Source organism: Arthrobacter sp. PvP103 (assembly GCF_017833075.1).
In the GTDB taxonomy this organism is placed as follows: domain Bacteria; phylum Actinomycetota; class Actinomycetes; order Actinomycetales; family Micrococcaceae; genus Arthrobacter.
Genome location: NZ_JAFIBQ010000001.1, coordinates 3913204 through 3924289, shown reverse-complemented (window position 1 = coordinate 3924289; position 11086 = coordinate 3913204). Strand labels below are relative to the sequence as shown.

General features: G+C 67.1%; 10 protein-coding genes. 2 read left to right on the top strand and 8 right to left on the bottom strand.

The features are described from left to right. Positions 1 to 17: 17 nt before the first annotated feature. A complete protein-coding gene (locus JOE41_RS17910) occupies positions 18 to 410 on the top strand; it encodes a universal stress protein (protein WP_011691253.1) in 393 nt (130 codons plus the stop codon). A gap of 108 nt (positions 411 to 518) precedes the next feature. Here JOE41_RS17910 and JOE41_RS17905 read toward each other — a convergent pair whose 3' ends face one another. The 7 genes from JOE41_RS17905 to JOE41_RS17875 form a co-directional block, all read right to left on the bottom strand. After that, positions 519 to 1352 (bottom strand): CoA ester lyase, encoded by an 834-nt coding sequence (locus tag JOE41_RS17905; protein ID WP_011691252.1) that lies wholly within the window; start codon positions 1350 to 1352, stop codon positions 519 to 521. Beyond that, positions 1349 to 1909, bottom strand: a complete 561-nt coding sequence (locus JOE41_RS17900) for a MaoC family dehydratase (RefSeq protein WP_011691251.1) — start codon at positions 1907 to 1909, stop codon at positions 1349 to 1351. The genes JOE41_RS17905 and JOE41_RS17900 overlap by 4 nt, the downstream gene beginning before the upstream one ends. Then, the gene (locus JOE41_RS17895) at positions 1906 to 2673 is read right to left on the bottom strand and encodes a CoA transferase subunit B (protein ID WP_307800720.1); all 768 of its coding nucleotides are present in this window, start codon (positions 2671 to 2673) and stop codon (positions 1906 to 1908) included. The genes JOE41_RS17900 and JOE41_RS17895 overlap by 4 nt, the downstream gene beginning before the upstream one ends. Before the next feature lie 2 nt (positions 2674 to 2675). Next, complete coding sequence (locus JOE41_RS17890; RefSeq protein ID WP_209753130.1) at positions 2676 to 3500, bottom strand: CoA transferase subunit A; 825 nt, start codon at positions 3498 to 3500, stop codon at positions 2676 to 2678. Between the two features lie 35 nt (positions 3501 to 3535). Further along, positions 3536 to 4699 carry an acyl-CoA dehydrogenase family protein gene (locus JOE41_RS17885; protein WP_209753129.1) on the bottom strand — a complete coding sequence of 388 codons (1164 nt, stop codon included), beginning with the start codon at positions 4697 to 4699 and terminating at the stop codon, positions 3536 to 3538. A 65-nt stretch (positions 4700 to 4764) separates the two neighbouring features. After that, on the bottom strand, positions 4765 to 7023 hold the full coding sequence (locus JOE41_RS17880) for a biotin carboxylase N-terminal domain-containing protein (protein WP_209753128.1): 2259 nt from the start codon (positions 7021 to 7023) through the stop codon (positions 4765 to 4767). A gap of 5 nt (positions 7024 to 7028) precedes the next feature. After that, a complete protein-coding gene (locus JOE41_RS17875) occupies positions 7029 to 8636 on the bottom strand; it encodes a carboxyl transferase domain-containing protein (RefSeq protein ID WP_209753127.1) in 1608 nt (535 codons plus the stop codon). Between the two features lie 155 nt (positions 8637 to 8791). Here JOE41_RS17875 and JOE41_RS17870 point away from each other — a divergent pair, with 155 nt between their 5' ends. After that, entirely contained in the window at positions 8792 to 9460 is a 669-nt protein-coding gene (locus JOE41_RS17870; RefSeq protein ID WP_374068730.1) for a TetR/AcrR family transcriptional regulator, read from the top strand. Between the two features lie 268 nt (positions 9461 to 9728). Here JOE41_RS17870 and JOE41_RS17865 read toward each other — a convergent pair whose 3' ends face one another. Further along, positions 9729 to 11078: a dihydrolipoamide acetyltransferase family protein gene (locus JOE41_RS17865; protein WP_209753126.1), complete on the bottom strand. Its 1350-nt coding sequence runs from the start codon at positions 11076 to 11078 to the stop codon at positions 9729 to 9731. Positions 11079 to 11086 lie beyond the last annotated feature (8 nt).

Below are 11086 nucleotides of genomic sequence, written 5' to 3'. Positions count from 1 at the left end.
GCTAACAAGGAGCAACCATGACGATCGTGGTGGGATACGTCCCGACACCCGAGGGTGAAGCAGCGCTCGCCCAGGCCATCGCCGAGGCGCGGAATCGCAACGGCAGGCTGCTGGTCATCAACTCCTCCAAGGGTGATGCACTGGTGGACAACCGGTACGCACAGGAACCTGAGATCCAGAGCATCGAGGACCGGCTCGCTGCGCAGGGCATTGACCACGTGATCAAGCAGCCGGTCCGTGGCCACGATGCGGCTGCGGAGGTACTGGATGCCGCGGAAGAGCACAAGGCCGATCTGATTGTGATCGGTCTGCGCCGCCGCACCCCCGTAGGCAAGCTGATCCTGGGAAGCACGTCCCAACGGATACTGCTTGAGGCGGACTGCCCGGTGCTTGCAGTGAAGGCGGGCTAACGCCTCACGACCGTCCAGGCCGGAGTGGCGCGGAATAGCCGCAGTCCGGGAGTCCTACGACTCCCGGACTGCGGCTTTCCGCTTTGCGGGGCGGTCAGGTGTCCCGGTCTAGCGGGCGGCCCGCCGCAGGGTTGATTCAGCGTGTTTGAGGATCGGGCCGTCGATCATCCTGCCGTTGAACTGGAACACTCCGCTTCCTGCAGCAGCGGCAGCCGCCAGGAGCTCCTTGGCCGCGGCGACGTCCGACTCCGCAGGGGCGTACGCTTCACGGACCACGGCAACCTGGCTGGGGTGGATGCAGGCCTTTGAACCGAATCCCGAAGCAACAGCGTCGCGTGACTCAGCTGCCAGCCCGTCAAGGTCCGGAATGTTGACGTACACCGCATCGATGGCTTCCTTGCCGAAGGCCCCGGCCGCGAGCAGCACCGAGGACCTGGCATGCAGCGCCACCGCCCGGTAGCTGCCGTCGTCGTTCCTGCTGGACGTCCCGCCCAGCGACGCGAGCAGGTCCTCGGCACCCCACATCAGGCCCACCACGTTGGGTTCGGCGGCGATGGCCGCGGCGTTGATGATTCCCGCGGCCGTCTCGCACAACGCGATGACGCTGTAGTCCCCCAGCGCCTTGAGCTGGCCGGCACTTTCGGCCTTGGCAAGCATCACGTGGCGGTACGGGGTGTGCTTGAGGCAGTGCAGGTCCTTCTCGAATTCATCTGTGCCGGCCGGGTTGATCCGGATGATCGTCCGGCTGGGGTCCAGCTCCGGAACGTCGCCGGTGGCGCCCAGCTGGGCGAGGATGGCCCCGCGGGCGCGCTGCTTGTCAGCAGGCGCGACGGCGTCCTCCAGGTCCACGATCACTGCGTCGGAACGCTCCGCGGCCTTTTGGTATCGCTCGGGACGGTCGGCAGGACAGAAGAGCAGGGCGGGACCCATCAGGAAAGTCATGCTTCGATTGTCCCCTTTTCGGTGGCTTCTTTCTGCGTGTCCGTGTGCGCCTCGCGCGTCCACATCAGGCAGCTCCGCGAGGCCAGTGCCACCACAACGCCGTCCTGGTTCCGGCCCGTGTGCTGCATGGTCACGATTCCCTGGCCCGGCCGGGATGCGGACAGCCGCTTGCCGGTGATGACCGTCTCCGTGTAGAGAGTGTCGCCGTGGTACAGCGGATGCGGAAACGACACGTCGGTCAGTCCCAGCTGCGCGATGATGGTCCCCTGCGTCAGCTGCGGAACGGACTGCCCCACCACAGTGGCCAGCGTGAACATCGAGTTCACCAGACGCTGGCCGAAGGGCTGCCCGGCGCTCCAGGCCGCGTCAAGGTGCAGCGCCTGGGTGTTCATGGTCATGGTGGTGAACAGGACGTTGTCCGTCTCGGTCACCGTCCGGCCCGGGCGGTGGGCGTAGACCACTCCCTCCTCAAGCTCGTCGAAGTAGAGGCCCCGCTGTTCAACGACGCGCGGGCTGCCGGTGGTTGAGCCGGTCGAAACCCCATCAGCATTCGTCATACGGTCAGTTCCTGGTCCTCTTCGAAGAGTTCCGCACCCGTGGCCGCGGCGACTTCCTCGGCCGTCACGTTGGGGGCCAGTTCGCGCAGTACGAGCCGGGAGGAGCTGCCTTCGGTGACGACGTCGATTACGGCGAGGTCGGTGATGATCCGGTCCACGCACCCTTTTCCGGTCAGCGGCAGGGTGCACTGCTGCACGATCTTGGGCCTGCCGCTGCGGTCCACGTGCTCCATCATCACGATCACCTTCTTGGCCCCGAACACCAGGTCCATGGCGCCGCCCATGCCCTTGACCATCTTGCCCGGGATCATCCAGTTGGCCAGGTCTCCGTTCTGGGCCACTTCCATGGCGCCGAGCACGGCCACATCCACATGGCCGCCCCGGATCATGCCGAACGAGGCGGCGGAGTCGAAGAACGCGGCGCCCTTGTTCACGGTGACGGTTTCCTTGCCGGCGTTGATCAGGTCCGGATCCACCTGGTCCTCGGCGGGGTACGGCCCCACGCCCAGGATGCCGTTTTCCGAGTGCAGCACCACTTCTATGCCCGCCGGGATGTAGTTGGGGATCAGCGTGGGCATCCCGATGCCGAGGTTGACGTACTGGCCGTTCTGCAGTTCGGCAGCCACCCGGGCGGCCAGTTCGTTGCGGGTCCAGCCTTTCGTTTCGGGGCTGGTGCCAGCCGGATGCCCGACGGCGGGCGGCCGGTATTCATGGCGTACGGCTTCGGGACGGGGCGGGGCTCCCGGCGTGCTGTTCGATTCCACGGCTATGCTCCTGCCTGGCCAGTTGTTTGCTGGCCGGTTGTCTGGCGCTCAGTCCCCGGGGAGGGGTTGCCGGCGGAGGACACCGCGACCGTCCGCTTTTCGATGCGCTTCTCGCCCCGGGGGGCGAGGACGACCCGCTGGACGAAGATGCCGGGAACATGAACATGCTCCGGATCCAGCTCGCCCGGCTCCACCAGTTCCTCGACCTCGGCGATGGTGATCCGTCCGGCCATGGCGCACAGCGGGTTGAAGTTCATCGCCGTGGCATGGAAGACCAGGTTCCCGTGCCGGTCCCCCTTCCAGGCATGGACCAGGCCGAAATCCGGGGTCAGCGATTCCTCCAGCACATAGTCGGTGCCATTGAAGGTGCGGACTTCCTTGGGCGCCGAAGCGATGGCGATCGTGCCGTCGGCGTCGTACTTCTGCGGCAGGCCGCCGTCGGACACCTGGGTGCCCACACCGGCCGGGGTGTAGAACGCCGGGATGCCGGCGCCGCCGGCGCGGAGTTTCTCCGCGAGCGTGCCCTGCGGGGTGAGCACCACCTCGAGTTCGCCGGAGAGGTACTGCCGCGCGAATTCCTTGTTTTCCCCGACGTAGGAGCTGATGGTGCGGCGGATCCTGCCGTCCTTCAGCAGGATTCCCAGCCCCCAGTCATCGACGCCGCAGTTGTTGCTGACGGTTTCCAGGCCAGTGGTTCCGTGCCGGTGAAGGGCATCGATCAGGGCGACCGGGATGCCGCACAGCCCGAAGCCTCCGACGGCGAGCGAGGCGCCGTCGGGGATGTCGGCAACAGCGGCCTCGGCACTGGCAACAACCTTGTCAATCATCGTTGATCCTTCCTGGTTCGCTCCCTGGCGGGAAGCTAAAGGCCGAGTTCGCGGGCGATCAGCATCAGCTGGACCTCCGTGGTGCCCTCCCCCACTTCAAGGATCTTGGAGTCGCGGTAGTGCCGTGCCACGGTGAATTCGTTGATGAAGCCATAGCCGCCGAACACCTGGGTGGCGTCCCGCGCGTTGTCCATGGCTGCCTCACCTGCGACCATCTTAGCGATGGCCGCCTGGGTCTTGAACGGCTTCCCGGCAAGCATCCTGGCCGCGGCGTCGTAGTAAGCCAACCGTGCGGTGTGGGCCCGCGCTTCCATGCGGGCGATCTTGAACGCGATGGCCTGGTACTTGCCGATGTTCTGCCCGAACGCACTTCGTTCCTTTGCGTACTTCACGGACAGGTCAACACAGCCCTGGGCCGCGCCCGTGGCGAGCGCGGCGATGGCAATACGGCCTTCGTCCAGGATGGAGAGGAAGTTGGCGTAGCCGCGCCCCTGCTCGCCGAGGAGGTTTGCCTCCGGTACGTGGACGTCCTTGAGCGTGAGCGGATGGGTGTCAGAGGCGTTCCAGCCCACCTTGTTGTAGGCCTTCTCCGCCTTGAAGCCTGGCGTGTTGGTGGGCACCAGGATGGTGGAGATTTCCTTCTTGACGGTGCCGTCCTGGCGTTCGTGCTTGGCCGTTACGGCCGTCACGGTGACCAGGCGGGTGATGTCAGTCCCGGAGTTGGTGATGAATTCCTTGTTGCCGTTGATGATCCACTCACCGCCTTCGAGCCGGGCCGTGGTCTTGGTTCCGCCCGCGTCGGAGCCCGCCTCGGGTTCCGTCAGGCCGAAGCCGGCGAGCGCCTGGCCGGACGCCAGCGACGGCAGCCATTCCTCCTTCTGGGCGTCAGTGCCGAAGCGATACACAGGCATGGCGCCGAGGGACACGCCGGCTTCCAGCGTGATGGCCACGGACTGGTCCACCCGCCCCAGCTGCTCCAGCGCCAGCGCGAGGGCAAAGTAGTCACCGCCCATGCCGCCGAACTCTTCCGGGAACGGCAGGCCAAAGAGCCCCATGTCCGCCATCTGCTTCACGACCTCGTAGGGGAAGCTGTGTTCCTCGTCGTGTTTGGCGGAAACCGGCGCCACCACTTCATCGGCGAATTCGCGGACGGTGTTGCTGAGGTCCTGGTATTCCTCGCTGAGCTCAAAATCAGCCATGTTGGGACTTCCTTGTCTTAACTCTGTATCGGGTGTGTTTGATGTATTTGGTATTGACGCGGGGGCTACTCTGCCGCGCCCATGGCGATGACGGATTCTTCCACCGTGTCCTCCGCCTTCGAGGGCTCTTGCGGGTGGATGCTCGCGACGACCTGGTCCGCCTTGACGAGGTCACCGGACGTGACGCTGATATGCACGGTGCCGGCGAGCGGCGCCACGAGCTGGTGCTCCATCTTCATGGCCTCCACCGAAAGCAGGATCTGGCCGGACTGCACGGCATCGCCGTTGCTGACGTTGACGGATACCACGGTGCCGGGCATCGGCGAGCGCACGGCCGGGTCAGCGGCGCCTTCTTCGCGCTCGATCGCCGCGAGCACCCGGGCCAGTCGGGCTTCGCGGGTAAGGATGTCCAGCCGGCAGGACCAGCCGTCGTTGCCGAGGAACAATTCAGTGGGGACGCCCGGCTGCGGGTTGTACCAGTCCGGCGTGACAGGCCCTGAATAAACCGGCGCAAACGAGTACGTCCTCGCCTCGCCATCCAGCGCGACCCGGGCACTGCGACGGCTCGAGAAATCCGCGGATGCAGTCTGCCACGGGCCGCCGTCCACCGACACGGCAGTCTCCCTCGTTGCTGCCCCGCCGCGCAGTGCCACCGTGGCAACACCGCCGTCGGACGTTCCAAGGCTGATACGGCGCGGTGCGTGCCCGCCGGGCCGCCACCCATCCTTCCGTTGCCACACCCCCGCCGGGGCCTGCTGCCTGTCCTGCTCCGTTTCCCGTGCTGCAGCGAACAGAGCTGCAGCCACCAGTTCGAAGTCGCCCACGCGGCGGAACACGAACTGCGGCATTTTGCGTTCGATCAGGCCCGTGTCGAGGCGCCCGGCGCGGACGTCGGCGTCGTTGATCAGAAGCCTCAGGTACTCGACGTTGGTGTCGATGCCCAGCGCCGTGTACCCGGCGAGCGCCTCGTCCAGGGTGTCGAGGGCGGCGGTGCGGTCCTGGCCCCAGGCGATCACCTTGGAAATCATGGGGTCGTAGCTTGACGAGATCTCGAGGCCATCCATGAGCGCCGAGTCCACGCGGACGCGGCCCCGGCCTGCCCCGACCTCGTTGCGGGCAGGGGCGCTTGGCCGTTGCACGGGGCCGGGCACTTCGTCCAGGAGAAGGACATGTCCGGTTGACGGCAGGAAGTTCCGTTCGGGAATTTCGGCGTAGACGCGCGCCTCCACCGAGTGCCCGTTAAGCACGACGTCGTCCTGGCGGACGGTGAGTTCCTCGCCGGCGGCGATCCGCACCTGCCATTCAACGAGGTCGACGCCGGTGACCATCTCGGTGACCGGATGCTCCACCTGCAGTCGCGTGTTCATCTCCATAAAGAAGAATTCGTCCGGAGCGTTGTCCGAGACCAGGAATTCCACGGTCCCGGCGCCGCTGTAGCGGACGCTGCGGGCGGCGTTGCAGGCCGCCTCGCCGATCCTCGCTCGGACGGCTTCGCCGTCGGGGAGGGATTCCAGCAGCGGCGAGGGGGCTTCCTCAATGACCTTCTGGTGGCGGCGCTGCAGCGAACACTCGCGCTCCCCCAGATGGACGACGTTGCCGTAGTTGTCCGCCAGCACCTGGACCTCGATGTGCCGCGGGGTGGTGACGAGCCGCTCCAGGAACAACGTGTCGTCGCCGAAGGCGCTGGCCGCGACGCGGCGGGCGGTAGCCAGGGTGGCCTCCAGCTCGTCGGGGCGCTCGACAATATGCATGCCCTTGCCGCCGCCCCCGGCGGAGGGCTTGATCAGCAGGGGGAAGCCGACGCCGGCCGCGGCCTCGATGAGCTGCGCGTCGGTCATGCCGGGCTCGGCGATGCCCGGGACCACGGGGACTCCGTAGCCGGCGACGTGGTTCTTGGACCGGATCTTGTCCCCCATGACATTGAGCGACTCGACGCCGGGGCCGATGAACGTAATACCGGCCTTCTCCAGTTCGCGGGCGAAGTCGACGTTCTCGCTCAGGAAGCCGTAGCCCGGGTGCACGGCATCGGCGCCGGTCTCGCGGCACGCCTGGATCATCGCCTCGATCTTGAGGTAGCTCTCTGCGGCGGCGGCCGGGCCGATCCGCACGGCGAGGTCGGCTTCCCGCACGTGGCGGGCACCGGCGTCGGCGTCGCTGTAGACGGCCACCGAACGGATACCGAGCGCGCGGAGCGTGCGGATCACGCGGCAGGCGATCTCGCCGCGGTTGGCGACGAGCACGGTGCCGAAGAGCGGCTTCGGCGCGGAGTCCCGGGCGGCGGTGCGGGCCCGCGCCGGCTGCTGGGGAGCTGAAGAAGTAGTCATGGCTGTCACATCCGGAAAAGGCCGAAGGAGGTCTCCGGCAGCGGGGTGCGGGAGACGACGTCAAGCGCCAGTCCCAGGACGGTGCGGGTGTCCGCGGGGTCGATCACGCCGTCATCCCACAGGCGCGCCGTGGAGTAGTAGGGGCTGCCCTGGTCCTCGTACTGCTGCTTGATCGGGGCCTTGAACGCTTCCTCATCCGCGGCGGACCATTCCTCGCCGCGCGCCTCGTACTGGTCGCGCTTCACTGTGGCGAGCACGCTGGACGCCTGGTTGCCGCCCATCACCGAGATCCGGGACGCCGGCCACATCCACAGGAACCGTGGCGAGTATGCCCGCCCGCACATGGAGTAGTTGCCGGCGCCGAAAGAGCCGCCGATCACCACTGTCAGCTTGGGCACGCGGGCGGTGGCGACGGCGGTGACCATCTTGGCGCCGTTCTTGGCGATGCCGCCCTGCTCGTAGTCCTTGCCGACCATGAATCCGGAGAGGTTCTGCAGGAAGATCAGCGGGATGCCGCGCTGGTCGCAGAGTTCGATGAAGTGGGCGCCCTTGAGGGAGGATTCGCTGAACAGCACGCCGTTGTTCGCCACGATGCCCACCGGGTGGCCGTGCAGCTTCGCGAAGCCGGTGACGAGGGTGGTGCCGTAGTTCTTCTTGAATTCGTGGAAGCGGCTGCCGTCCACCAGCCGTGCGACGACTTCGCGGACGTCGTACTGCGCGTTGACGTCGGTGGGGACGACGCCGTAGAGCCCGTCCGGGTCAGCGACGGGTTCGACGGCGGTGTCCACGTCCCAGGCGGGGAGGGCCGGGCGGGGCAGGGTGGAGACGATGTCCCGGACAATCTGGAGCGCATGCTCATCGTTCTCGGCCAGGTGGTCGGTGACACCTGAGATCTTCGAGTGCACCTCGCCGCCGCCGAGCTCCTCCGCCGTGACGATCTCGCCGATGGCTGCCTTCACCAGCGGCGGGCCGCCCAGGAAGATGGTGCCCTGGTTGCGGACGATCACGGTCTCATCGCTCATCGCCGGGACGTAGGCGCCGCCGGCGGTGCACGAGCCCATGACTGAGGCGATCTGCGGGATCCCTGCAGCGGACATCTTCGCCTGGTTGAAGAAGATCCGGCCGAAGTGCTCCTTGTCCGGAAAGACCTCGTCCTGCTTCGGCAGGAAGGCCCCGCCCGAATCCACGAGGTAGATGCAGGGCAGCCGGTTCTCCAGCGCGATTTCCTGCGCCCGGAGGTGCTTCTTCACCGTCATCGGGTAGTACGTGCCGCCCTTGACGGTGGCATCGTTGGAGATGACCAGCACCTGGCGCCCGTGGACGAGGCCGATCCCGGCGATGACGCCGGCTCCGGGTGAGTCGTCGTTGTACATGCCGTTGGCCGCCAGCGGCGCGATCTCGAGGAAGGGACTGCCGTCGTCGAGCAGCCGGTCGATGCGTTCGCGGGGCAGAAGCTTGCCCCGCGCGACGTGGCGTTCACGGGACTTCTCCGGGCCGCCCAGGGCGGCCGCGGCGAGGCGCTCCTTCAGCTCGCGGGCCAACCCCAGCTGGGCCTCGCGGTTCGCGGCGAAGGCGTCGCTTGACGCGTCCACCTGGCTGGCGATTGTCTCCATTGACTGCTTCCGTTCCCGGACGCCCGGCGAGGCCGTCCTGAGCGATTCGGTTAGTACCGTATAACTGAGATTTAGGTTAGTCTCTATTAACTGTGATGTCCAACACGCGTTTGCATTGCTAGGATTTGCAGTTCCAAGGAGGAAATGTGCCGATCATCGAGCGCGACGCCGGCAGCCCGGCGGGGCAACGGGCCCAGACAACACTGCCCGTCCAGACAACACAGCGCAGCCAGGCCAAAGAGAGCCGGCGGCAGGCGCTGCTGTCCTCGGCCGCCACCCTTTTTGCCCTCAACGGCTTCAACCGCGTTTCACTGGAGGACCTTGGTGCCGCAGCCGGAGTTAGCGGACCCGCCGTTTACCGCCACTTCGCCGGCAAGCAGGCCGTTTTGGGTGCGCTGCTGCTCAGCGTGAGCCAAGAACTGCTGGACGGCGGCCGCCGGGTGGTGGCCGACGCCGGCGATCCCGCCGCAGCGCTGGCCCGCCTGGTTCAGTTCCACGTGGATTTCGCCCTGAGCAATCCCGACGTCATCCGGGTCCAGGACCGCGACTTCAGCAACCTGTCCGACGACGACCAGGCTGCGGTCCGGACCCTGCAACGGAACTATGTGGAGCTTTGGGTGGAGGTGCTGCAGGCGCTGCATGCCGGCACGGATACCGCCGAGCTCCGGATGCGCGCACATGCCGCTTTCGGCCTCATCAACTCCACCCCGCATTCGGTCCGCAGCCACGGCCGGAGGGTCGCGGCCAAGTCGGCCCGGCCGCTGCTGGAGAGCATGGCGCTCGCCGCCCTCCTGGTGACGGCCAGCCCCGTACCCGGCGAATAGACGCACAACTGCCGGCTGCCCGTTCCCTCGGCGACCCGGCTCGCGGCCTAGCCGGGGCACTTAGACACGGACACGCCCAAAACTGTGGCGCCGCCGTCGTAAATTGACCTCAAAGTGCCCCACGACGGCCGCCCCCGCGCCCGCGGGCCGCAACGCAGGAACGCCGCGGCCCGAGGAGGGCGCAACCCAAGAAAGCTGCCGGCCGCCAATTCCTTTCGGAAGTGGCGGCCGGCAGCTTCGTTGGCGTCAGCTTGTCGAGGTCCGCTGGTCAGACCATCGCCAGCACCATTCCCGGGTCAGCGAGGATCGCACCGATGTCTGCCAGGAAGCGTGATCCCTGCTCGCCGTCGACCAGGCGGTGGTCGAAGGAGAGGCTGAGGGTCATGACCTGGCGTAGTGCCACCTCGTCCCTGTACTCCCAGGGCATCTTCCGCACGGCACCCATGGCGAGGATGGCAGCCTCGCCGGGGTTGAGGATCGGGGTGCCGGCATCGATGCCGAACACTCCGATGTTCGTGATGGAGATGGTGCCGCCGGTGAGCTCGGCCGGGCTGGTCTTGCCGGCGCGGGCAGTCTCGGTCAGGGCGGTCAGCGCCGTGGACAACTCCGTTAGGGACATGCTGTGGGCGTCCTTGATGTTCGGCACGGTCAGTCCGCGGGGAGTTGCCGCGGCAATGCCCAGGTTCACATAGTTGTACTGCACGATCTCCTGGTTGGCTTCGTCCCACCGCGAGTTCAGCGACGGCTGGCGGCGGAGGGCGATCAGCAACGCCTTGGCCACGAGAGTCAGCGGCGTCAGCTTGAAACCCTCAAAAGTGCGGCTGGCCTTGAGCCGGGACAGCAGTTCCATGGTGGGCGTGACGTCGATGGTCAGGAATTCCGTGGCGTGCGGCGCGGTGAACGCACTGGACACCATGGCGGCCGCCGTCAGCTTGCGGACACCCTTGATGGGCGTGCGGGTTTCGCGTTCACCCGGCGCGCCGCTTGCTGCGCCGCCCGCGGCCTCCGCTCCGGCCAGGGCCCGGGCAGCAGCGGGAAGGTCTCCCCCGCCGACGAAGTTGCGCACATCGTCGCGGGTGATCAGGCCGCCGGCGCCGGTACCGGTCACCGCCGTGAGCTCAACGCCAAGGTCCTTGGCCAGCTTCCGTACGGGCGGTGTGGACCGCGGACGCTCGGCGGCGGCTGCAGGGGCCGCACTGGCCGCCGGGGCACGGGTTTCGACAGGCTCAACCACCCGGGCGGCCGGGGCAGCGAACGTGCGGGCACGCCGGGCCGGCCGCCCTGAACCTTCGACGACAGCGCCGTAGCCCACCAGATTGGGCTCCCGCTTGGCGGCCTCTGCCGGGGCCGGACTTGCTGCGGAAGGACCGCCGTCGTCGCCTTCAACCTCGAAGGAAACGATCGGCTTGCCGACCTCCACCACGGTTCCCGGCTGCTCATGCAGGGCGGTGATCACACCGGCGAACGGCGACGGCAGTTCGACGACGGCCTTGGCCGTTTCCACTTCCGCAATGACCTGGTTCAGGGCCACGGTGTCGCCAACAGCAACTTTCCAGCTGAGGATTTCCGATTCCGTGAGCCCTTCGCCAAGGTCCGGGAGCCTGAATTCCTTGATCATGGCGGCGC

Bases quoted from the DNA above. Each gene is read 5' to 3' on its own strand.
- JOE41_RS17910 (WP_011691253.1), top strand. From the start codon at position 18: ATGACGATCGTGGTGGGATACGTCCCGACACCCGAGGGTGAAGCAGCG.
- JOE41_RS17905 (WP_011691252.1), bottom strand. From the start codon at position 1,352: ATGACTTTCCTGATGGGTCCCGCCCTGCTCTTCTGTCCTGCCGACCGT.
- JOE41_RS17900 (WP_011691251.1), bottom strand. From the start codon at position 1,909: ATGACGAATGCTGATGGGGTTTCGACCGGCTCAACCACCGGCAGCCCG.
- JOE41_RS17890 (WP_209753130.1), bottom strand. From the start codon at position 3,500: ATGATTGACAAGGTTGTTGCCAGTGCCGAGGCCGCTGTTGCCGACATC.
- JOE41_RS17885 (WP_209753129.1), bottom strand. From the start codon at position 4,699: ATGGCTGATTTTGAGCTCAGCGAGGAATACCAGGACCTCAGCAACACC.
- JOE41_RS17880 (WP_209753128.1), bottom strand. From the start codon at position 7,023: ATGACTACTTCTTCAGCTCCCCAGCAGCCGGCGCGGGCCCGCACCGCC.
- JOE41_RS17875 (WP_209753127.1), bottom strand. From the start codon at position 8,636: ATGGAGACAATCGCCAGCCAGGTGGACGCGTCAAGCGACGCCTTCGCC.
- JOE41_RS17865 (WP_209753126.1), bottom strand. From the start codon at position 11,078: ATGATCAAGGAATTCAGGCTCCCGGACCTTGGCGAAGGGCTCACGGAA.